The sequence below is a fragment of the Methanosarcina sp. 1.H.A.2.2 genome (genome assembly GCF_000979975.1).
Taxonomy (GTDB): domain Archaea; phylum Halobacteriota; class Methanosarcinia; order Methanosarcinales; family Methanosarcinaceae; genus Methanosarcina.
Window position 1 is genome coordinate 165,093 of sequence record NZ_JJQL01000079.1, and the last position, 23,466, is coordinate 188,558.

The 23,466-nt window shown below is 42.6% G+C and carries 19 protein-coding genes and 1 pseudogene; 6 read left to right on the top strand and 14 right to left on the bottom strand.

All coding sequences use genetic code 11. From position 1 onward, the window contains the following. Positions 1-164: 164 nt before the first annotated feature. A pseudogene (locus tag EO93_RS18240) lies at positions 165-511 on the bottom strand (TrmO family methyltransferase); the annotation flags it as partial. Next, the gene (locus EO93_RS12570) at positions 504-1,127 is read right to left on the bottom strand and encodes an FmdE family protein (RefSeq protein ID WP_342764208.1); all 624 of its coding nucleotides are present in this window, start codon (positions 1,125-1,127) and stop codon (positions 504-506) included. The pseudogene EO93_RS18240 and the gene EO93_RS12570, both read right to left, overlap by 8 nt. A 1,559-nt stretch (positions 1,128-2,686) precedes the next feature. Here EO93_RS12570 and EO93_RS12575 point away from each other — a divergent pair. Together EO93_RS12575 and EO93_RS12580 are read left to right on the top strand one after the other, a co-directional pair. Further along, complete coding sequence (locus EO93_RS12575) at positions 2,687-3,475, top strand: winged helix-turn-helix domain-containing protein (RefSeq protein WP_048162802.1); 789 nt, start codon at positions 2,687-2,689, stop codon at positions 3,473-3,475. 103 nt (positions 3,476-3,578) lie between these two features. Beyond that, positions 3,579-4,502 (top strand): ribose 1,5-bisphosphate isomerase, encoded by a 924-nt coding sequence (locus tag EO93_RS12580; protein WP_048162804.1) that lies wholly within the window; start codon positions 3,579-3,581, stop codon positions 4,500-4,502. A gap of 85 nt (positions 4,503-4,587) precedes the next feature. Here EO93_RS12580 and EO93_RS12585 read toward each other — a convergent pair whose 3' ends face one another. The 4 genes from EO93_RS12585 to pyrH all read right to left on the bottom strand — a co-directional run bounded on the left by EO93_RS12585 (position 4,588) and on the right by pyrH (position 8,572). Then, on the bottom strand, positions 4,588-5,250 hold the full coding sequence (locus EO93_RS12585; protein ID WP_082107654.1) for an ABC transporter ATP-binding protein: 663 nt from the start codon (positions 5,248-5,250) through the stop codon (positions 4,588-4,590). 106 nt (positions 5,251-5,356) lie between these two features. Further along, the gene (locus EO93_RS12590; RefSeq protein WP_048162805.1) at positions 5,357-6,472 is read right to left on the bottom strand and encodes an ABC transporter permease; all 1,116 of its coding nucleotides are present in this window, start codon (positions 6,470-6,472) and stop codon (positions 5,357-5,359) included. Positions 6,473-6,497: 25 nt separating this feature from the next. Beyond that, entirely contained in the window at positions 6,498-7,700 is a 1,203-nt protein-coding gene (locus EO93_RS12595; RefSeq protein ID WP_048162807.1) for a hypothetical protein, read from the bottom strand. Between the two features lie 170 nt (positions 7,701-7,870). Next, the gene (pyrH, locus tag EO93_RS12600; RefSeq protein WP_048132673.1) at positions 7,871-8,572 is read right to left on the bottom strand and encodes a UMP kinase; all 702 of its coding nucleotides are present in this window, start codon (positions 8,570-8,572) and stop codon (positions 7,871-7,873) included. Between the two features lie 189 nt (positions 8,573-8,761). Between pyrH and larB the strand changes: the two genes are divergently transcribed. Both larB and larC read left to right on the top strand, forming a co-directional pair. After that, positions 8,762-9,583: a nickel pincer cofactor biosynthesis protein LarB gene (gene larB / locus EO93_RS12605; RefSeq protein ID WP_048132676.1), complete on the top strand. Its 822-nt coding sequence runs from the start codon at positions 8,762-8,764 to the stop codon at positions 9,581-9,583. Between the two features lie 39 nt (positions 9,584-9,622). Next, positions 9,623-10,813, top strand: coding sequence for a nickel pincer cofactor biosynthesis protein LarC (larC, locus tag EO93_RS12610; RefSeq protein WP_048162809.1), 1,191 nt, complete (start codon positions 9,623-9,625; stop codon positions 10,811-10,813). Positions 10,814-11,056: 243 nt separating this feature from the next. Here larC and asd read toward each other — a convergent pair whose 3' ends face one another. From asd to EO93_RS12640, 6 genes are all read right to left on the bottom strand, one after another. Beyond that, the gene (gene asd, locus EO93_RS12615) at positions 11,057-12,085 is read right to left on the bottom strand and encodes an aspartate-semialdehyde dehydrogenase (protein ID WP_048132680.1); all 1,029 of its coding nucleotides are present in this window, start codon (positions 12,083-12,085) and stop codon (positions 11,057-11,059) included. A gap of 90 nt (positions 12,086-12,175) precedes the next feature. Further along, a complete protein-coding gene (locus EO93_RS12620) occupies positions 12,176-12,358 on the bottom strand; it encodes a 4Fe-4S binding protein (RefSeq protein WP_048132683.1) in 183 nt (60 codons plus the stop codon). Between the two features lie 176 nt (positions 12,359-12,534). Further along, a complete protein-coding gene (locus tag EO93_RS12625) occupies positions 12,535-12,864 on the bottom strand; it encodes a hypothetical protein (protein WP_048162811.1) in 330 nt (109 codons plus the stop codon). Beyond that, complete coding sequence (locus tag EO93_RS12630) at positions 12,858-13,166, bottom strand: hypothetical protein (protein ID WP_048132686.1); 309 nt, start codon at positions 13,164-13,166, stop codon at positions 12,858-12,860. The genes EO93_RS12625 and EO93_RS12630 overlap by 7 nt, the downstream gene beginning before the upstream one ends. A gap of 214 nt (positions 13,167-13,380) precedes the next feature. Continuing rightward, a complete protein-coding gene (locus EO93_RS12635; RefSeq protein WP_048162812.1) occupies positions 13,381-14,436 on the bottom strand; it encodes a GTP-binding protein in 1,056 nt (351 codons plus the stop codon). Between the two features lie 1,759 nt (positions 14,437-16,195). Continuing rightward, entirely contained in the window at positions 16,196-16,699 is a 504-nt protein-coding gene (locus tag EO93_RS12640) for a hypothetical protein (RefSeq protein WP_235284256.1), read from the bottom strand. Between the two features lie 263 nt (positions 16,700-16,962). Here EO93_RS12640 and EO93_RS12645 point away from each other — a divergent pair, with 263 nt between their 5' ends. Further along, entirely contained in the window at positions 16,963-17,958 is a 996-nt protein-coding gene (locus tag EO93_RS12645; protein WP_048162814.1) for a radical SAM protein, read from the top strand. A 1,512-nt stretch (positions 17,959-19,470) separates the two neighbouring features. On the opposite strand, the gene EO93_RS12650 is transcribed toward EO93_RS12645, so the two are convergent. After that, on the bottom strand, positions 19,471-20,274 hold the full coding sequence (locus EO93_RS12650; protein WP_048132691.1) for a 2-amino-3,7-dideoxy-D-threo-hept-6-ulosonate synthase: 804 nt from the start codon (positions 20,272-20,274) through the stop codon (positions 19,471-19,473). 99 nt (positions 20,275-20,373) lie between these two features. Next, entirely contained in the window at positions 20,374-20,889 is a 516-nt protein-coding gene (locus EO93_RS12655; protein WP_048132694.1) for a deoxyuridine 5'-triphosphate nucleotidohydrolase, read from the bottom strand. A 257-nt stretch (positions 20,890-21,146) separates the two neighbouring features. Between EO93_RS12655 and EO93_RS12660 the strand changes: the two genes are divergently transcribed. After that, positions 21,147-23,240: a DUF2341 domain-containing protein gene (locus tag EO93_RS12660; RefSeq protein ID WP_048162816.1), complete on the top strand. Its 2,094-nt coding sequence runs from the start codon at positions 21,147-21,149 to the stop codon at positions 23,238-23,240. Positions 23,241-23,466 lie beyond the last annotated feature (226 nt).

Consider the following 23,466-nt stretch of genomic DNA (forward strand, 5'->3'; position numbering starts at 1 on the left):
GAAATTTTTATTCTTTAGTTTGATGATTTTTTATTTCTTGTTTACTGATTAGCTGCGTTGATTTTTTGTTCTTTTTCAGTTGTTGTTTCTTCTTTCTTTTCTTCAATCTCTTTTATGTAGGGCTTAATATCCAGCACAGGTGTCCCGTTGATTGCATCAAGGCCTTTTACATGGAGGATATTACCTTCTACTTTTAATAGCTCTACAATTGTAAGCCCTATACCGTTAGGGCGGTAAGGCTCCTGCTGGCAAAAACTCCCGAAATTTCCCCGTCATAGCGGCGGCGGTGGATTAGTTTATATCCTTTTGATTTGCTGAAATAAAAGAGGATATACAGTTTTTCAAAGTCTTCTATCCTGTAAAGCCCCTCTACCAGGTCTTTCTTCAGGATGATTTTTGAAACCTGCTGGTAGATCTCTTCATTATACTCCGGCTCAAGGTAGTCATTCTCAACATAGCCTATAGGGGTAAATTCGACTTTTTTGGGGATTATCTCCGTATTTTCATTCATCCTTTGCCTCAAAACAGGAGATGCAGACTATTTCCCCCTTTTTCACCCTTCCCAGGGGTTCCATAAAGCCTTCTCCACACTTGCTGCATATCAGGGTAGGATAGATTATGGCTTTTTCCGGAGGCTCGATTTCCACTTCACGGACCCATAAAAGTTCTTCTTCTGGCATTTCCAGAACTCTCTGGCTTTTTGCTTCGTGTGAAGTCCTAAACTCCTTTGCCTCTTCAGGGCTTGCAATGCCTGCTCTCAGTTTTGCGAAGAGCGCAGTGTGCTTTTCGTCCTGGGGGAGTACGTCGGGTTTCAGGGAAATTCTCAGGGCTTTTTTATCCCCTCTTTTGAAAAATGTATATACATGCTTTCCGTGCTCTTTAAAGATGAGATTTCCTTTTCCGCAGGTACAGCCGTTTATTGCCTGAATCGCGTCCACTGCACATGATCGGTTTTCCACAACTGCAACAAGTTCTTCATCTTTGCTCCTGTCCTTGAAACGTTCTGCAGCCAGCATAGCCACTCTGTACCCTATAGAAAGGCCGGGGCAGACATGTCCGTGGAACTTTACAGCAGTATCAAAATTAGCGTCATTGAAATCCAGGTTTTCAGCTCCTACTTTAATTATTTTTCCTGATCTATCAAATTAATTTAATTAACCCGTTTCATATTCTCTGACTACTATTTATAAATTCTGTATTTAATTCTTATTACAAAAAAAGTCTGAAGTATTAATTGCAAATCAATCACTTGAATTGTTTTTAAAAAACTGTATAATTGTGATGTGCCTCTACATCTCTGTACTCTTTTACCCTAATGTTCTGCAGATATCAGGGAACCCGAGCTTCCACGCAACCGTTTTATTTCGTGTTTAATATATATCTGCCGTTTTCCGTTCTTGAATTTGTCCGCCTCTACATGGTTGATATTTTTTAGTGCTCATCCCAAAACTAGTTTTATATTTCACATCCATAAGAGTTTCATAATCGTTTTCATGATTGGAAACTGGATTGGTCACTTGAAATTTGAAATTCAGAGATTCAATTTTGAGTTTTGGGATCAGCTCTTAATAAAATATGGCATGAGAGCAAAAAACCCAAAAATGTGAAAGTGACCGAAAAAACCCAAAAATGTGAAAGTGACCGAAAAAAACCCAAAAATGTGAAAGCACCGAAAAACCAGCAGGGGTGTAAATTATTCCGGCAATTAATAATTTTTTTCATCTCGTAAAAAAAGTTCAGATTATTTTATAATTAGGATAATAGGGACCGTAATTTTCCGTCCGAAGGTCCCTACTGATGATCCAACCCCTTTAGACTGAGAGTAAACCCTTTAACCCTCAATCTCTATCATTTTTTATGGTTTCTAATTATATAACATAAACGACATGAAATATTGTTTGCTATTCAAATTGCCCCGACTCTTATTTTTTTTAGCTACCTTCAAAATATTTGTCTCGATCAAATTTTTTATTTATATCAAAAATTTCAAACTCGTTAAAAACAGTCCCTTATTTTTCCTTTTATTTTCCTCCTGAATATTTATTTCAGGACTTGAATCTCTACTATTTGATTTTTTTTTTTTTTCAATTCCGAAAGTTCAAATCTGGTTTTTCGGTTTACAATTTCTCCAATCTGTCCCTTCCCAATTCATAATTTCGCCAATTCGGACCCAACTGATTAACTTTATTTGATCAAAATTAAAGAATTATTGAGAAGTCAAATATCCGGATACTATCTAATAGAAAGTTTTTTTATGGATTAAAACTCTTCCAAAATATTGGCGTTAGAATTGGGAGCCGTTTGCCACCTCTGATCTGGCTCCCAATTGTGTGATTCAACCCCGACGATCAAGAGAAAAACCCCTTAACTCTTAATCGTCAACTTCCTCCGTATGTTATAAATGTATATAACCTAAACGACCTTGAAATTTACTTCCCATTAAATTATTTAACGGCCTCAAAATCAAGTTCTTTTGACTTGAAATTCATTTCTTACATCCTCATTTCTATTGATTTTTCACTCTGTAACATTTATTTGGATTTATACTTTTCTGCTCATACAGTTAATTAAAATTTTATTCTACAGATACATCCCTGCCCCCCTGCTAATTGATAATGCTTTTTGAATAAAAACGGCTAAAAAATGCGTAAGATATTTAACAAGTATTTGCGTATATATCAAAAACATGAACAGCCAGCTTCTCGAATTAATTTTTCTCTCTGAAAAAAGGAAAGATATTCTTTTATTTTTGCAGGAGGGGCCAAAAACGATCGGAGAAATAAATAAATGTCTGAATGCCAGTGCTGTAGCTGTACTTCCCCAGCTAAAAAAACTAAGGGAAGACTCTCTGGTATTCAAGATAGAAGATGTTTACATCCTGTCTCCTCTTGGCATAGCGGTAGCTGGGAGAATGCAGGCAATGGTGAGTTTATTAAACGTTTTTGGTAATGGCTATGAGTACTGGGCAAACCATGCAATTGAGTGCATACCCCTCTCTTTAAGGAACAGAATTGGAGATCTGGAAAACTTTACATTCTCCGAACCTCCTGACAGGACCCACCTCTTTGAACCTCACAGGGAATTTGTGGAAAACCTTGCAATATCAAGACGGATAAATGGTATTGCCTCCATTTTCCACCCCCTTTACCCTTCTTTTTTTCTTACTTTCGCAAAAAAAGGAGCGGATATCTCTCTTCTTGTAACCCGTCCGGTTTACGAGCGAATAATAGAGGAATATCTAACTGAAATTCGAGAATTTCTGAATTTTGAGAATGCATGTTTCTATGTATGTGACGAAAAAATAGAATTTTCTCATGTTGTTACTGATAGGTTTCTCTCTCTAAGTCTTCCTTTTTCGGACGGTATTTTTGACCATACAAAGGATGTCATGTGTTTCGAGCCCATTGCTCTTCAGTGGGGAGAAGACCTTTTTGCTTACTACAGGGACAGATCAGAAAAAATAACTGAGATCTGAATTTAACTGAGATCTGAATTTAAATGAATCCGGGACTTTATCTCCCGAGGCCGGGAGCAATCGGAAGATAGCTATAAATCGGGCTCTGACTATCCTTTATATTATGGATAAAGTTAAGGAAACCGCAGAAAAGATCCGGACAATGGAAATCCGGGGCGCAGGCAGGATTGCAAAAGCTGCGGCTGAAGCCATCAGGGATTATGCTGCAGGGCTGGAAGCAGCTTCAATGGAGGAGTTTAGTGCCAGCATTCAGGAAGTTTCGAGTTTTCTTATCAGTACCCGCCCCACAGCTGTTTCCCTTCCGAATGCTGTAAAACTTGCTTCGAGATATTCTTCGAGGAGTGTAGAAGAAGCAAGACAGGAAATCATCACAAATGCAAACCTTTTTATTGAAAGAGCAGACCGCGCGCTTGGAAAAATAGGGAAAATCGGGTCAAGAAGAATTCAGGATGGAGATGTTATTATGACCCACTGCAACTCCCATGCTGCTCTTTCCATCATCACCACGGCATTTGAAGACGGAAAGGACATCTCGGTAATCGCTGCCGAAAGCCGTCCAAGGCGCCAGGGCTTATTGACAATCCGGCACCTGAATGGTTTTGGCATCCCGACAACTCTTATCGTGGACTCTGCCGTGCGTTACTATATGAAAGACGTTGACAAAGTTATTGTTGGGGCGGATGCAATTGCAGCCAACGGAGCTCTTGTAAACAAGATCGGGACTTCTCAGCTTGCTCTTGCTGCCCATGAAGCCAGAAAGAGTTTTATGGTAGCTGCCGAGACCTTCAAGTTCAGCCCGAGCACCATTGCAGGAAACCCCATAGAAATCGAAGAAAGGGCTGCAGACGAAGTCGTTGATCCTGCAATTCTCGCAGACCTCTCCCACGTACAGGTCAAAAATCCGGCTTTTGACTTTACCCCTGCAGAATACATTGATATGATCGTAACTGATATTGGAATTATCCCTCCCTCCATGGCATATACTGTCATAAAAGAGCACCTGGGCTGGGAACCTGGAGAAATTTGAAGGATTAAATTCTTTCCTTTCCTTTCCTTTCCTTTCCTTTCCTTTCCTTTTTCTCTCTTCTCTTCTTTTCTCTTCCTTATCGCCTTTAATTATCTTTAATCGTCCCGTCCGTGATCCTGAGCACCCTTGAACACTCTTTTGCAACCTCGGGGTCGTGGGTAACCACAAGAATTGTCTGCCCCTTTTTGCTCAACTCCTTGAATGTACGGACAATGGAATCACGGGTTTTACTGTCCACCTCCCCGGTTGGCTCATCTGCAAGAATCAGGGCAGGCCTGTTCGCAAGTGCCCTGGCAATAGACACCCGCTGCTGCTCTCCTCCGGACAGCTCCGAGGGTCTATGATTGAGGCGGTCTCCCAGGCCCAGGTCCTCAAGCAGGGCTTTTGCTCTTTCCTCCCTCTCTTTTTTTGGCACTCTGGAAAAGCGCATGGCAAGTTCCACGTTTTCAAGGGCTGAAAGGGTCGGAATCAGGTTGTAGTGCTGGAAAATAAAACCTATTTTCTCTCTTCTTACGCCGGGAAGCAGTTTTTCCGGAACTGAAGTAAGGTCTGTCCCGTCAAGGATGATTTTTCCGTCCGTGGCTTTTTCAAGCGTGCCTATGAGAGCCAGAAGAGTTGATTTTCCTGAGCCCGAGGGTCCCATTATGGCAAGGAGTTCTCCTTTTCGTACGGTTATACAGGCGCAGCGAAGGGCATGGACAGGAATTTTACCCTGGATATAGGTCTTGGAGAGGTTTTCAACCTGCATGATAACTTTCTGTTTGTCGTTACCGGATTTTTCTCTCACAGATTCTTCGTTCCGGACCTCTTTTTTTCCAGATTTTTCTTCCGACATCAGGCTCTCCGTTTTTTCTTCAGGCATGCTTCAAAGCCTCCATAGGACTCATTTTTGAAGCCCTGTAAGCTGGATAAAGCCCGGAAAGAGCGCCAATCAGCAGAGCAAAAAGCATTGCAATTATAAGAAGTCTCGGAGTTATCAGGAAAAGGACGATCCTTGTCGTTGCAAGCCAGGCGTTCATGACATAGACAGCCCCAACACCAACCAGGATTCCAAGAATTCCGCCTAAAAAGCCCATGAATGAAGCCTCTCCGAGCGTCAGGAGCAGGATGTCCCGCGTTTCTGCGCCTATGGCTTTCAAAATCCCGAATTCCCGTGTCCTTTCTGCAACGGACATGAGCATCGTATTCATCACGCAAAGCCCGCCTATGATTGCTGCAAGGAGCCCTGAACTGATCGTGATTACGCTGAAAATCATGAAGGACTGCTTTGCCTGCACTTCAAGTTCTCCCGGGGAAAGGGTGCTTGTGCCTTTTACGCTTAACTCGATGCGTTTTGAGAGCATCTCAGCATCCACCCTCTCGTCAGGCACGGCAAAGATATAGGACACCGAATCGCCCACGTTATACAGGTCCTGGGCAGTCTCAAGGGGAATGATCACAGCATTATCAAAGATCGAGCCGGTATAATCAAGGATTCCGACAACGGTGAAATATTTGTCATGGATTTCAAATTTGCTGCCTGTCTGAAGTCCGTATTCTCTTTTGATGTTGTTTCCGACGACCACACTGTAGGAATCCCCCGGATTAAGAAATCTGCCTGCTTTCAGCTCCACAGGGTAAAGGGCAACGCTGGACTTTTCAGGAGGTACGCCAAGAATTTGTTTTCCTGTCATTCCCATCTTGTCTTCATCAAAGGTGGTCATCAAAAGCCCATAGGCATCTTTTACCCCGGCTACGCGAAGCACATCGCTTACCTTATCGTCCGTGAGCCCTCCGCCAAAGACCCCGCTTTCCGCAAAAACCCGGATCTTGTCGCTGGTTACACTCATGGAACGCTCAAAAGTCTGGTGGAAATTCTCAGACATGGCGCCCATAACTATAACTGCAAAAATCCCGAGGGCTATCCCGCAGATTGTCAGTGCGCTCCGGATTTTCCTGTTAGTTATGTTTCGGATGATCAGGTCAAACATAATGGTCCCGCATATGGATGGATACTTAGCGCCCTTCTTTTTTCCCTTTCCTTTTTCTTCCCTGAAAAACCGCAAAGCACAGGAAAATCCCAAGCGCTGCCTGAAAACCGAATGCCGGAGATTCCTCCGAAGGGTTTATTTCGGCTACGGGCTCAAAAACCCGCAGGACTGTTTCATGGCTGTCCATGATTTCACCTTTCAGGTTTAGCACATAAACCTTCACATTATAGTCCCCTCTGGGAACTCCCTGCCAGATAATTCCTACAGTATCTTCTTTTCCTGCGGTCAGGATATCTGCGGTTTCTTCAAAGACCTGCACATCCCCTTCTTCAGGAGTCAGTACAACCCTGATAATTCCATCAAAGGGCACCTGGGATTTTCCGACGACTGTAACGCTTGCTCCGTATTCATCCACATCGATGTCCGTATCAAGGATTTCTACTTTTTCTTCTGCCCTGAAGTCCGATGTATAGGCTGTAGTAAGGGCAGGGGAATGGGAATGAACCTTCAGGATAGCTGTATAATTTCGGTCTTTTTCGAGAAGGAAAGGCCAATTCATTGCTTTATAGTATGCGTCCGTTACAGGGACGTTTTCCAGGTTTTCGGAGTATATGATGTCCGTGCCGGAAAGGAGTTTAAGGTCCAGGTCTGCAATGCCGGGTTCAGGCACCTGCACGAATCCGAGATTTGCGGAGCTCGTAAGGGTTATCAGAACGGAAGCTTTTTCGGAGTCTGCAGAGAAGTCCACAACTTTCAGGTTTGAGAGATATGGATTTCGGTAAGAAAAAGAAAGCTTCCGGGATTCAAGAGTCTGGCTGCCATCCTTTACAAAAAGCTGTGCTGTATAGGAGTCCCTATCTTTTCCAAAGTCCTCTTCAAGCCCCCAGAAAAGGACTTTTGTAACCTCCTGCCCCCTATCTACGGAGCCCAGATGGAAGGTTTCCGATTTCAGAATTTCTTTTCCTGAGCTCAGGGTAAAAACAAGAGAAACGTTCTCAAGGGGTTGTTTAAATCTGACCGTTGCATCGCTCAGGTCATGGTCTGAGAAAAAATCAATAATAAACTCTTCATTGATAAGGGTACTTTCTTCTCCGGCAATTGTCCCGTTCATTGCCCCTGAAACAGGACTTGCCTGAACACCGAAGAAAATCAGGAATACAATTAAAGAAAATAAGCGAAAAGTAAACTCTCTCACTTTTAAACAGTTCTTTTTTTCCGGCAGACTCAAGCCCGGTTCCTCCTTCTTTCCAAAAGCTGCCGGGAACCAGATTCGGTAACCTATCTGGCTCTCTGCAATATGGATATATGCAGGAACCTCTATGTTTAAGTTTTGATGTTATCCTCTGTTTTTAGTTTGATACACCGGAGAAGGGCTTGAAAGCCCTGGATTCAAGCTTTTTATTTTCTTACTGTAATCCAGGTCCCGCAGGATATAGGAGATTTTTTGGCAGCCTCTCCACCCAGAATTTCTCCAAGCAGGGCAGGGTCCCGGGCATCCATAACAAGGGCATCGAGCTTGCAGCGTTCGATGATCTTTGCGGCTACGGGGTCTACAGGGGATTTGGAGCCAGCCTTCATTTCGATTGCCATAACTATGCTTATGAGTTTTTCAGGTGAGATTGTGTCATATTTGACTGCACTCGAGTCACAGTTGGGGTCTGAGGAATAAACTCCGTCAATCGAGGTTGCAATTGTCAGCAGGTCTGCCCGCAGATATTCTGCAAGGATTGCAGCCACAGCATCAGTAGTCTGGCCGGGCGTAACCCCTCCCATTACCACGACTTTTCCTGAGTTCATAGCCTTCGAGGCTTCAAGATAGTTTAAAGGAATCTCAGGGTATCCATCGGGTCCGAGAGCTGCAATAAGCAGTCTTGCGTTCAGACGGGTGATCTCAATGCCTATGTAGTCGCAGGTTACTTCATCTGCCCCCATAGCCCGCGCAGCACCTATGTAGTTCCGTGCCGCTTCTCCGCCGCCAGTTATTACAAGCAGCGTGTGCTTTTTTGAGATGTCCCGCAGGACTGTTGCGTATTTTAAAAAACGATCCGAATCAAGGTCTTTTGCGAGAATTGAACCGCCTAATGAGAGTACTATGAGCATGATGATCTCTTCACATTAACAATTCGGATTTTTAAATGTATCGCTGATATTTTCATCGTAGATTACCAAAAACCCCAAATAACGAGAAATCCTAAAGACCTCCCAGACCAATAAACTACTGATAGGGCACTTACCATTAAGATGTTTATTCCTGAATATATAAAATTTCAGGTCTAACTTGGGTGGCGCATGGATCTCACTAATATATTGAAGGCCGTAAAAGAAGGGAAAATGGACCTTGAAACTGCAGAACAGCAGGTATGCAGTCTGGGTTTTGTTTCCTATTCTAACATTGCAAAACTTGATTCCCACAGGAAAAGCAGGACCGGAGTAATCGAAGCTATTCTTGCCGATTGCAAGGAACCTGAAGATGTTGTGGAAATTGCCAGGATAATGGCAAGAGAAAGTAAAAGGGCTCTGATTACCCGTGTCTCTGCCCCACATCTGGAAGCCTTAATGAGGGCTTTTGGTCCGGAGAAACTCGAATGGAACAGCAGGGCGCGCACGGTGGTTATCCACGATGGCACTCCTGCCCCAAGTACCGGAGGAGTCGTTGGGGTCATATCGGCAGGCACGGCAGATATCCCTGCTGCAGAAGAGGCCAGGGTTATTGCTTCCGAAATGGGCTGTGAAACCGTTGCCGTGTACGATGTTGGGGTTGCCGGCATCCACAGGCTGATCCCGGAACTCCATAAACTCAAACTCAGGAACCCCGGAGCAATCGTTGTTGCAGCCGGAAGAGAGGGAACCCTCCCAACCATAGTCTCAGGGCTTGTCGATGTGCCGGTAATAGGGCTTCCCGTATCCACCGGTTACGGGGCAGGCGGCGGAGGAAAAGCAGCCCTATTGTCAATGCTCCAGTCCTGCTCGACCCTTGCCGTGGTAAATATTGACGCGGGATTTGTTGCAGGGGCTTATGCAGCCAGGATCGCCAATATGATTGCTGCCGCTGCCGGAACACAGGGGGAAACTGAAGAAGCGGAGCAGGATGAAGAACAGGGAGAAAAATAACTGTAGATAAGTTAGAAGTAAAATTCAGGGAGGAACTTTATGAAAACACTGGTCTTTAATCCTTTTTCAGGGGCAGCCGGGGATATGATTCTGGCATGTACTCTCGACCTCGGAGCTGACAGAAAAGCGGTAAAGGAATTGGTTGAAGCTTCGGCGCCCGTATCTATGGATATAAGGGAAGTGATGAAAAAGGGAATTAGAGCCCTGGATGTTCGCATAAACGTGCCTGAAAAAGAGCCTGTCCGGACATACCCGGAAATCGTGGATCTAGTAAAGGCTGCAAAACTTCCTCATAAGGTCGAAGCAAGTGCTCTTAATATCTTTTTGAAAATGGCCGAAGCCGAAGCCGCAGTCCATGGGCAGCCTGACCTTGAAAAACTCCATTTTCATGAGGTGGGGCAGAGCGATGCCCTTGCCGATGTCATAGGCGCTTCTGCAGCCATCCATTCTCTTAACTGCAGCTCTGTTTTCTGCACCCCTATCAACGTGGGCAGCGGAACAATAGAATGTGCCCACGGAACCCTTCCTGTGCCAGCTCCTGCAACCCTTGAGATTCTCAGAAAGGGGAAACTCTATTTCAGAGGGGAAAATGTGAATCGGGAACTGCTGACCCCTACGGGGGCTGCTATTCTCTCACATTTTGCAAAGCCCGTTGAGTCTTTTCCTCAGGGCAGGGCGATTGCCATCGGATATGGGGCAGGAGATGCCGAGCTTCCGGGACCCAATGTGCTCCAGGGGGTGCTTCTTGAACCTGACGCCCACCTGATTCAGGATATAATTGAGGTTCTTGAGACCAATGCCGACGATGTAAGCGGGGAAGTCCTGGGCAACCTTTTTGAGGAACTGCTCTCGATGGGAGCCAGGGATGTTGCGATTATGCCCGCAACCATGAAAAAAGGAAGGCCTGCCCATATTATCAAGGTCATTTCAAAGCCTGAAGACAGCGCAAAACTCGCCCGGAAGATCATTATTGAAACAGGGTCTCTTGGGGTCAGGGTTATGCCTGCAAGGCACAGGCTCATGGCTGCCCGAAACATCGAAAGGATAAAAATAGAGCTCGAAGGGCAGGAGTTTGAAACCGCAGTCAAGATTGCCAGGGACTCGGAAGGTGTCTTGCTCAATATCTCTGCGGAATTTGAAGATTGCAAAAAGATTGCTAAAGCCAGCGGGATTCCTGTTCGAGAGGTCATGCGCAGGGCAGAAGAGGTTGCAAGAATACTCTTTTCCTGAATACTGCTGAATTACGACGAAAGCTTCAGGAAGAGAAGAAAGGTTTGGCAAAAGAAGACAGATAGAATTAAGACCGATTTAGAATAAGAAGTAAAATAAGAAATTTTGAAGAAAAGTAAAAGTCCGGACATTCAGGCATTTTACTTCTCATTCTTTACTATTTTTTACTTTTTTTCACGATTCCAATCGTGTTTTTACGCTTCTAATCCTGCTGTTTATCGTTGCTGAAGTGTTTGTTTTAATTCAGAGTTTGCCTATCGAGTGCAGGAGTTCTGCATTAAGGACACTTGCACCTGCAGCTCCGCGGATTGTATTGTGCCCCATCGCGATATAGCGGATTCCTTCTCTGATTCTGCCCACCGAAACACTCATGCCTTTTCCCATATTGCGGTCAAGGCGCGGCTGAGGTCTGTCGGCTTCGTCCCGAACTATAAGGGCTTTACGCGGCTCTGATGGGAGTTCTCCAAGTTTCGGGTCGAATTTGAGGAAAGCTTCCCTTACCTCTTCAGGGGTGGGTTCATCCCTCATACCTGCCCAGATAGCTTCCGTGTGCCCATCGATTACAGGGACCCTGTGACAGGAAGCACTGACTTTCATATCTGCAGGCACGATTTCGGATCCATTAAATTCCCCGAGGAGCTTTAAGGTTTCAGTCTCCATTTTCGTCTCTTCGCTTCCTATATAGGGGATAACATTGTCATAGATTGCCATGGCTGAAACTCCGGAAAAACCTGCTCCGGAAATCGCCTGCATTGTTGCTACCTGTACGGTTTCTAGCCCGAACTTCATCAGGGGCTTTAAGGTAACTGTCATGACAATTGTGGAGCAGTTAGGGTTTGTAATAATGTATCCGTCCCAGCCCCTTGTGTCCTGCTGGACCTCGATGAGTCCCAGGTGTTCGGGGTTTACTTCCGGAATTACCAGAGGGATATCCTTTTCCATCCTGTAGGATGATGCATTGCTTGCAACTGCAAACCCGGCTTTTGCAAACTCGGGCTCCACTTTAAGGGCGAGGTCTGCAGGAAGAGCCGAAAAGACCACATCCGCATCAACGGCTTTTGGGTCTACAGGAACAACCTCTATGTTTTCGACACTTTCTGGCATGGCTGTATCCAGCCTCCAGCCTGCCGCTTCTCGATACGTTTTGCCAGCGCTTCTTTCGGACGCTGCAAGGGCTGTAATCTCAAACCAGGGATGGTTTGCAAGTGCTTCTACAAATCTCTGCCCGACAGCGCCTGTGGCGCCTAAAATACCCGCTTTAACTGCTACCATTTAAAAAGCTACCTCCGTAGAGATAAAAAATAATCTGATAAAAAGGAAAAAGAAAAATGGAATAAATAATTTATTCCATGCTGTCTGTTTTTACTCTTGTACTTTGATTGCCTGGTTTGGGCATGCTTCTTCACATGCACCGCACTCTACACATTCGTCCTGGTCAACTACTGCAAGTCCCTTTTCTTCATCGAGGGTAATTGCTTCAGAGGGGCATTCATCGACACAGGTTCCGCATCCTGAACATTCATCTGCATTAACTAATGCTGGCATATTTTTTCACACTCCTATTGATTTGCTCGATATGTACCTGGAAATTAGATAGGTACGTTTTTGAAACTTCCATAGAATATCGAAAAATTTGGTCATAACGCCATTACTCAGATAAACATAAAAACTTATCGCTTTTTAGCAAAAAGCAATTTCTAGGAATCGGAATGAGCTAAGGCTCAAGCTCCCAAAATTTCTGTTTTTGAAAGTCCGTAAAAAGAAGACGGAATAAACGAAGAAGGAATAAATGACGGGGGAATAAATAAAGAAAGAATAAACGAAGAAGGAATAAATGAAGGGGGAATAATTAAAGAAGGAATAAACGAAGACTGAATAATAGAAGGCTGAATAAAAGAAGACTGAATAAACGAAGAAGGGATAAATGAAGGAGGAATAACAAAAGAAGGAATAACAAAAGAGGGAATAAAAAAAGAGGGAATAATAGAAAAAGGAATAAAAGAAGAGGGAATAAAAGAAGAAGGAATATAAGAAAATATGCTTTTTAACATACAGAATCATGCATTGCAATTCCTGAATCCGTAAGGCGGTACATCCCTTCTTCAAACTTGAGGAATCCTTCTTTGAGCAGGAAATCCATATGAAACTTAAAGAAGAAATCGTTTAACCCTGATTCTTCCTTCAGCTGGTTTTCAGGTTTCCCAAAGATACCAACTGTTCGGAGAAGTTTCCTTCTTGCAGGGTTTACGGAAACCTTTTCCATCATCATATGTTCCAGCTTGACAGCTTCGCCTTCTGTAGTTTCTCCCTTTGAGGAGAAATAAGCATCGAGTTCATCAATTTCATCATGCATATTGAAACTCCACTTCTTATCCTTTAATATCTCAGTTTTTCTAATATTTGATTTTTCTTTACTGATTGAAACCGGATTTTTAAAAATATCCGAAATAATAACGAAATAGATTTTTGAGGGTTTTTTTCTATTGATAGAGTGTAAATGCAGTTAAACTTTGATCTTTATTGGTATTCACTTTCTTTCACGCTTTTGCCAATATTTGTCCTCATGCTCACGTCTTTTTCCTGATCCCGTTTATGTTCGTAAGCGTACCGCGATGCTGTTCCTTTCTCTCAAAAGAGGTGTTTGACTCCCTCAGCTTCTCTTCAAGTGTGCTCTCTACTATTCCTGTGAGCTTATCCTTCGGGACCTTTGTAATTGCAGAAAGCAGCCTGAGTTCGAGCTTTTCATTTTTGCGGGGTATAAATTCCACCTGCGGAGATTCTTCTGAGGAAGTCACACTGCCCTTGACCATGAAGTCCGGGAGTTTCAGGGAAAGTTTAACATGCCCTATAAAATCAGAGTTAATTTCCTTCACTCTGTCCCTTATGGTTTGAAGGCTCTCTTCGATAAGGAGCTTGCCTTTTTCAGGGTTAAGATTGCAGGACTCAAGGGTATAGAGAACCGAGTGAGCCGAGACTTCCGAAAGTTCAATTGAATTTTTCTTTTCCTGAGAAGGCTTCCCAATCCCGGGGACTGCAAGATGGATGAGCAGGTTTTCAAACTGTTCATCTCCTAATTTTGCCGAAAATTTCAGGATCCTGGCTTCAGGGTTCAGTTCGGTAAGCATCTGTTCTGTTGCCATGACGATTTCTGCAGGCGCTACGTCTACCTTGTTTATCCCGAGGATTTCAGCTTCCTTTACCTGGGTCTCGATGAACCTTGGAATTTCTTTTGCCTCAGTGCCGAAACGCCCGGGGTCTACTATGGTCACAACCGGAGCAAAGGACAGTTCTGAGAGTCCCATCATTTCGATTTCTTCCCTGATCTGTCCGGGAAAAGCAATTCCTGTTGGTTCGATTATCACAATATCGGGCCTGAACTCTTCTTCAAGAGTCTGAAGCGTGTATTGCATACTGATTCTGAGTGTGCAGCAGATGCAGCCGCTTGTCAATTCTTCAGTTATAATTCCTGGGCGGTTGAGTGTCTCTCCGTCAAGCCCTATTTCTCCGATTTCATTTACGATAATCGCAGTCCGTTTCCCGGCATCGCTAAGCTGCCTGCTGATTTTCTGAATTGCGGTTGTTTTCCCGCTTCCGAGAAAACCCCCTATGATCATGACTTTCATGTTTTTCCTGTCCTTATTATCCTGAAAAAAGATTCTGTGTCGGGCTGACAAATATAATATATTTACTCCTATATATAAAATTGGCAAAGCCTTTTATCCGGGATTTGTTTCATGGACCTTTCCTGAATGAATTTTTCCCTCTCAGGAGCGGTGGTTCGATAGGCTTTCGTTTGATAGGTTTACCAGGGTTCGTGTATCATGGAAATATGCCATTTCTTCCAATACCGAAAAGGAAACCCTTAAAAGAGATGTTTTTTTGCAGCAGATGAAAACCAGTGAATAATCGGGTCCGATATGCAGATTGATAAACTTTCATTTTTTATTTCACTGTACGCAGGCAGGCCCAGGTGTCGCGCAGGGTGTGGAAAGAAATCACAAAAATAATGTTTACCGTAATTTGGTAACAAAATCACGAAAATAATGTTTACCATAATTTGGTAACAATCTGAATAATTGCAGAGAGCACAAAAAAACTACTTTCTGTTGTAAAAATCTTCTGGAAAATAGTATTGCGTTCCCATCCAAAAACCTGGAAGTTCCGAAAGGTTTTAAGAGACGCCTTTATTTTTGTTTGGGAAGATCTATTGAGATATTGGACTCACGGGTTGCGAGTTTCCTATTTTCACGTTTAATTCTTTATGTCTCTGTTTTATCCCTTTACATGTGGAGTAGGTGTTTGCTAGTGGGGGTTAAGGGATGAGAACGCAAATTATACTATACACTCTTTATATTTATAACTTCTGTAAATAATTTACATAGACCGGTTTAATATTTCTTATATTATTCTTGTCATTACCTTTATTTTTTTAGTGTTATAGTAGAATCCGATCTATGTAACAGTTATCTTTTGTTTTTTACAATGTCTCCAAAAGTTAATTAAATCTTAAATCGTGACCTTTTGACAGCTGTCAATTCTCGTTTTTTGAAGTAGCAATTTAATGAGAATCGTAAATTTTTGAATGATTATCAATAACGATGGAAGAAAAAATGTTTTTTCTTAAAAGGAGCTTCAGAAGGTCGACTATAATATACCGCTAATTTTTCAGTATTCTAAAAATTCTTAAAAATTATTTCATGTTCTGAAAAATAGTATTGCGTTCCCATCCTAAAACCTGGAAGTTCTGAACGGCTTTAAGAGATGCTTTTATTTTTGTCTGGGAAGAGATATTGAGGTACTGGACTCACGGGTTGGGAGTTTTTTAGTTTAGGTTTCTTTATCCCTTTACTTGTGGAGTAGACCTTGTACTGGTGTGGGTTGTTGAAGGGACGAGAACGCAAATTATACTATGCACTTCATGTATATAACACCTTTGTATCTTTATGTAACACATAATGTTATTTTATCTTTGTATCATTATTGCTTCATTATATCTTTAACCCACAGGCCTAATATTATAGAACCATTATTATCTCGCTAAAGCCCCTGGATAAATCAGAATCTTACGCTCTCTTTTTCTCATATTTGCATCTGAGTTTATTCCATATTTGTACCTGAGTTTAAGGATGTTCGGACATGAACGCAGTTTTTTTGTCCTGTGAAATAGGCGTTGAAAATGTATTATAAAATTCGGTTTAAAATGCAGATCCTCAGCAGGTAAGGATGCAAATTACCTGTTAAGTGTAAGGAGGTCGAAAATCTTTTATAGATACTCTGAAACCTGGCAGGTACAGATAAGGTACAGAATAAGTTAATAAGGTCCGAAATTTCATGAAAAAAAGAATATGCTGGAAAATCCAGCAGAATTGACGGTCTCTTATTTTATTGTCCCTGAGAAGATTCTATTACATTGCCTTCTTCATCAACAATTTTCATTTTGCCGTCTTTCATACTCATTTCGGAAACAATTTCTCCTGACTTGTCATAAGCGGTCCAGAAATAGGTTTCTCCGTCTTCGGACCATAAATATTCAATTTTGGAGGAGTCCTCATCTTCAAGGTTTGTTTCAAAAACAGCTTTGCACATCGGGACTCCATCAACGGTCTCGATCCCGGTGATTTTCATTGTAACTTCTTCGCCTGTCTGGGGGTTTGTTGACTTCCAGGAAGAACCTACAGAACACCAGTCGCTGGAATCTCCGGTGGATACCATTTCCACTTCAACTTCCTCTTCTCCTGCATCCTCAGCAGAATTCTCTTCGTTGCTGAGTTCAACCGACTCTTCAGGAACATTCGTGTCCTCTGCGTTGTTTTCACTGCACCCTGAGGACGCAGCAAAAATGGCACATATGAGTATTACAAGTACTGCAAACCACTTCTTCAACAAAACTCCAATTCCTCCTCGATAAATTTCAAATTTTAAATCGCATTTATTTTATTTATATATGCTGATTTCGATTTTCTCTGGAATAAGCGGCTTTTTTTCAATCCAGAATATATAAATTAATGTCCAAAGAAAAGAATCTTCCTTATTTCGAAGCTGGCTCCAGACTGTTTAAATTATATTTTCAGAAGAATTTATATACTATCTGGTAAAGATGAAAAAAGCCGGAACTACAGGAAGAAATAGTTATTTTGAGGAACATCTAAATGCAAGGCACACAAATTACGCCGGAAATTAAAGCTTTTCTTATTTCAATAGGTTCCGTTTCTGTGGACCCTTCGCTTATTCCCAGAGCGCGAGGTTCTACTGCAGGCCCAGGGGCAGGCACCAGCTCCGTCTTTTTCAGGTCAGGGAAAAAGCGAGTCAGGCTCAGCGTAAATCAGAACTCTCCGCTTTCCATTGAAGCAGCAGGAGATGACGGAACAGTAGCGCTTTTACATGAAGGAAATGAACTTCTCAGGGGAAAACTTGAGCCTGCCCCTGCCCACTGTCCTGAGCAGGCTTTCATTACGCTCTGCGAGATGTGCATCTTTGACTGCAAATACTGTCCTGTGCCCAAACTTCAGGGGCACGTCAAGAGCGAAGAGGAAGTCCTGAGCATAGTGGATGAGGTCATGAGGGCAGGAACCCTTAAGGCCATCTCTCTGACTTCAGGAGTCGAAACCTCAGTCGAAGGGGAAGTTGAGCGGGTGCTCAAACTGCTCCCTGCCCTCAAAAAATACAATGTTCCCATAGGAGTTTCGGTGTATCCGACAGAGGGCTGTTCCCGCAAATTCTATGATGCCGGAGTTGCCGAAGTAAAATACAATGTTGAAACCATGGACAGGGAGATTTTCCAAAAAGTTTGTGGAGACCTTTCCATTGACTACATTCTTGACAGGCTTAAAGAAGCTGTAGACATTTTCGGAAAAAACAGGGTATTTAGCAACTTTATAATCGGGCTTGGTGAGAGCGACGCTTCTGTCCGGGAAGGAGTCGAGACCCTTGCAAAGATAGGAGTAATTCCCATCCTTCGCCCGGTAAACCCTCATCCCCTCAGGTCCGGAGACTGTTTTACCGAACGTCCGTCTCCTGAGCGCCTTTTAAAGCTTGCTCAAATGGAGGCTGAAGTCCTGAAGATGTATGGGCTTGATCCCGGGCTAGCAACGACAATGTGCCTGAAATGCACAGGTTGTGACCTTGTGCCCTTCGTAGACTTCTGATTCAGGCATAACTTCTGATTCAGGCATAATTTCTGATTCAGGCATAATTTCATAGAAGGCATTTTTGGTCCGGAGCAACAATCCTCTCTGAGGTCCGGACCCGGGTTTTTAATTTTTTGCTGTTTGAGGATTCTTTAACTCCTTATGACTTTCAAATTTTTTAAGAACTTTTCAATCTCTTACTCTTCTCCAAATATGGATCCCCCAGTTTCCACTGGAACCTTCTGCAGATTAACTTTTTTTACGATTTGTATTTCTTCCGGATCTATTTATTTTTATCGTTTTCGATATATTTTTCAATTATTTTTCGGATTTTGTTTTCAGGGGAGGAAGCTTCTTTTTCCTTTCTATGGGGTTGCTTTGTTTTTGTACCTTTACCCTGAGCTACTTCCCTGTTTTATGCCATTATTGTTGCCTGATAGGGGTATATGTCTCTCCTTTTTATCGATTTATTTTCTCCGGGCATCCTTCTTTCTATATGAACATCATTATCCTCTGCTTGTTTCTTTAATTCATCCCGATGCTATTCTCTCTAACTCTCTCGAGAGATATCAATCCCATCAATCTCATGTTTTTGTTCTTTCCGGCAGAATTCTGCAAAGCCCCTTATTTCCACTGGACTCTATGGGTGAACAGAATGTTCTTTTCCTGGTCTATACAGGAACAGGGCTCTTATCTGACAATCTTTCAATGAATGGAAAGTCCATTTTAAAAAAAAGTTCCCTTTGTTGGGAGTCTCGCATCTACCGAGTTTGATTGAGATTTCTAACAAGGTCAATATGGTCCCGAGTAATCTCCACTATGTTTCTGGACATATCTCTAATGTGGTTCCAGGGAGTCTCTGGCATCCAGGGTGTAGTGAAACTGTCAACAATGTCACTTTCTCTTTTTCCTGTAATATAAATAGAAAACAAAGATTATCAAAATAAAGAACATTACAATGAGGAACTCTTTAGGTACTGTTTGAGTAGTCATTGTAGTAACTGGGCTCGAAACACTGGTCACACTATTTTTTAATGTTGGGGAAAGATAAATATTTTTGGCTCTTCGTTATTTTGTATGGGGTTGAAAATAATGTTTCAGTTTAAAAGTGACTCTACCTAGAAGAGAAACATTGATCTTGAATGTGGTTTTTCCACACTTAATGTTTTCAAATAGTATATGTGTTGTACTCACATTTAGGAAGTAACTATAAATTACCCCCCCAAAATAGTGAAGAGCCTTATTTTTCTATAACTTTTGTAATTCCTAACTAGTTTTTCAACTAAGTGGTATCTGTCATTTAAAGCTTAGTTGAAGTCCTGACGTCAGTTCTTCATTTTTGTTTGTTATGTATCTGAAGGATAATTTTTTCCTGAAAAATAGCTCATTCTTAATTTCTACTGGAAGAAATAACGAGAAATTTCCTGAAAGGTAAATTTCCCGCTCCTGTATATATAAAATCAAAATCTTAATTAAGTTCCTTACTTTGATTATTTATTAATTTACTTACTTCCTTTAAGCGTCTGGGTTTCAGACATTGCTGCCCAGTTTTATTACTTCTTCTGCAGTCATACCTCCATGGACGATTTTTGCAATTCTCCGCACAAGACCTGTGGGGTCTTCTGCCTGGAAGACGTTTCTTCCTATTGCAACACCACGTCCACCTGCTTCAAGGGAACCCTCGATCATTTCCAGCAGTTCCTTTTCTGACCCCATCTTGGGACCGCCTGCAATAATCACAGGTACGGGGCATCCCTCGACAACCTCTTTGAAAGTTTCAGGGCTTCCGGTGTAGTTTGTTTTGACAATGTCTGCCCCGAGCTCAGCCCCGATTCTGGCCGCATGTTTTACTACATCCACGTCGTATTCGGAACGGACCTTTTTCCCGCGAGGATACATCATCGCAAGAAGAGGGATTCCCCATTCATCACATTTTCCTGCAACATAGCCGAGCCCCTGCAGCATTTCATATTCGTCTTCAGCCCCTATGTTAATATGAACAGATACTGAGTCAGCTCCGACTTTTATGGCTTCTTCCACAGTCGTTACAAGAACTTTATGGTTCGGATCAAGAGCAAGGGAGGTTGAGGCTGAGAGGTGGATTATCAAACCCACATCGTGCCCGTATCCTCTGTGCCCGTGTTTGGCAAGTCCCATGTGCCCTAGTACGGCATTAGCTCCACCTTCGGCAACCTTATTTACAGCGTCCTGAAGGTTTGTAAGCCCTGAAATGGGGCCAGCACCAACTCCATGGTCCATGGGAATGATAATGGCATTACCCGTAGTTCGGTTGAAAATACGCTCCATCCTTACGGATTTCCCTATAGTACTCATAGGGTGTGATATACCGATCTAATAATATATACTTTATCTATATATTTTCTACAGGTGCCTCTTTCCTACGTCAAAATACTGTTTCTCTTCTCAGAAAGCTCATTTTGTATTTTCGTTCTGGTAGACTCCGGAATATCCTTCTTCTACTTCGCTGTTAAGGGTATAGAAAAGGAGCTGCATAATCCTGGCGTTTTTCTTAAGCCTGAAGCCCTCTGAGTTATAAACTACAAGCATAGATTCGCTGCGTCCCCTGTAACCCGCATCCCATACCGCAGTTTCAAGGGTTGCTCCGCAGCGAATAAGACTTGACCTTGGCTTTGCAATTGCAGCCAGGTTCATGGGAATATTTACGATCTCGTTAAAGAGTACTTTATATATCCCCTTCGGAAGGTGAATCCACCCATCGCTCCCGAATTCCAGGGGTTTTGCGTCGGGAACTTTCCTTTCTGAGTTGTCAAAGTCGACAGCTCCCGCACCTTCTATTGTTTTTATCTCTTTCAGGGTCAGCTCAAGCCCGTTTGGCTGGATCTGGGTTTCGATATCAATTGCGTTTTCAAGCAAAGGGGGGTTTGCCTGTATAAGTTTTTTCAGTTCATTGCTGGATAGAAGCGTCATTGGAAACTGTAATTGTAAAGATTCTTTATTACCGTTTCGGACTCTCTATCTTCTCTCTCACTATATTTTTATACAAATTACTATTATTATTTTAACTATTATTATTTTAGTTATTATTCTGTGCAAGTACTTATGAAAAGGTTTATTGTTTTTGGGTTAATAAGTATGTAAAATAAATAATATCTGTTATGGTTAATAATTTCTTGATAGTATTTTTTATCGTGTTTGATTAAAGGGCTTAAAAGAGGCTGCTAAATATGAAAAAGAGACTGATCACGTGTGGGATTATTTCTATTTTTCTCCTGGTTTTGATGACTGGCTTTGCGCTGGCTATAGCGAATGATCTATTGGTTCCATCTGCAATAACTGATACTGAAGCCTATTCTCAGGATATTGTAATTACTGAACATTCCGGAAAAAATCTAACCGGTTATCAGGTCCCTATCAACCTGAATTCTTTTAACTTTAATTTCTCACAGGCAAAAACAGACGGTTCTGACCTTCGTTTCTTTTCCGGAGGACGAACACTCAGTTACTGGATTGAAACCTGGGACCCGGAAGCTGAAAAAGCTCTTATCTGGGTCAAGATCCCCTTCCTACCTGCGAACAGGAGCACCACGCTTCTTCTGAAGTGCGGAAATCCTGTGGCTGAGGCAGTGAGTAACGGAGAAAAAACCTTCGAATTTTTCGACGGCTTTGAGGGGGATAAACTCCAGGGGCTTGAATGGAACGCTGAAAGTGCAGGCGGAGGCATGGTTGAAGTCAAAAATGGCATGTGTAATGTGTCAGCTCCCAAGGTTCATGCTTATGATTCCTCTCTGATCTACAGCAAAGACAGTTTTGGAATTAATTCCATGTTCGTGGTCAAAAGAATGAAGGTTACCACAGGAACCGATGAGAGAGGGCCTCTGCTGAGACAGGGTTTCATAGATCAGATCAGCAACAGGAAAAACGAGATCAAGCACGAGACTGAATTTGCCAATGAGAGCCGTGTGCGCTGGGAGACATCTTACAGGAAGGAGAGGTTTAACACTTTTGACCGGACCGATGTCCGTGTTCCTGAAGGAGAATGGTATACGTCGGGAATCGCCTGGTACGAAGAAAATGACAACCGCAAGATAGCCTGGTTTAAGAACGGAGTCCGGGATGCAAGGATGGATTATGCTTCAAATGATTATATTACAAACCTTCCAATGCATGTTTATCTTTATGCAGCTTCTTATTCCGATGCCTCGAAGAATACGGGCTATATGGCTGTAGACTATGCTTTCGTCCGCAAATTTGTAGAATCCGAGCCATCTGTCAAGTTCGCTTCGGATCAGATCGAAACTGAAACCTCCACAGAAAATATTATTTCCGAACCTGATTCTATTTCCGAATCCGAAACCACCCCTGAGACTGAAGCTCCTGTTCCTGAGGTTTCAGTTACTGAAGAAACCTCTGAAACACCAGTACAGATACAGGAAAACCAGAGTGGAAATGAGACCAAAGTCCCGGAAACCCTGTTCCCCAGGTACAGTGTCGATGTTTCAGGAGTTAAGCTCTCTTCTCCATACGAGCTTGATTTCCCTGCACTTACAAAAGATTTTGACTCCTCTAGAATCGATACCATTTTCCTGAGCATGAACGGTGAAGATGTCTGGCAGTATGAGCGTTTTGTAAAAATGGCTCATGAAGAAGGAATGACGGTGTATGCAGTGCTTTTTGAGGAGCTCAACTGCACAGAAGAAGGAGCTATGAATACCTCTCAGTCTTCTTTGAACGCCATCCTTGACTATAATGAAAAGTCGCTCGCACCTTTTGATGGAATCAACATCTACATGAAAACTTCTCAGGATTCCGATTCTGAAGAGGGCTGTATGGACTATATACCCCTTTTTGAGGCTGCTCGGGAAAAAGCCGGAGAAAAAGTGTCCATTTCAGCAAGTCTTCCTCCCGGTTATGCTACATCAAACGTTGAAAAAATTGCTCCTCTTGTAGATTTCTTTATTGTCAGGGCTTATGACCGTGAGAAGAAAGGCCTGATCTCTGAATCGGATATTGAGGATGCGGTTGCCCTCGAGATGGGTGAAATAAGAGGTGTGAACTCAAAAGGAATAATAGAAATTTCAGTAGACGAAGGCTTTGAGGATAAGTATTCAATACAGAACCTTTTTGCTACCCTGGTGGAATATTATTCTAACGATTCGGCTTTTATGGGAGTTTCAATTTCCAATTATGAGGCCTACAAAGTCCTGCCTGTGAAGGCCGAACCCGAAGAGCCGAAGTCAGCATTACCCGGGTTCGAAACGCTCTCTGTTTTGCTTGCAGGGCTTGGAGCATTTGCTTTTCTTAAGGCAAAGAAAAATTGAAACAAAATCAGGAAAATAGCAGGTTAGTAAAGAGAAATGGGCAAAAGGAAGAACAAAAGAAGGATAAATTAAGAACAAACGAAGGACAAATTAAGAACAAACGAATAACAAATTAAGAACAAACGAAGAAAAAAATCTTTTTCTTCCCTTCTTTTTTCTTTTTCAGCCATTTTCCCTTCTTTTTTCGCATAGCCCCTATTTCTTTCATTTACATTGCTGCTGGGAG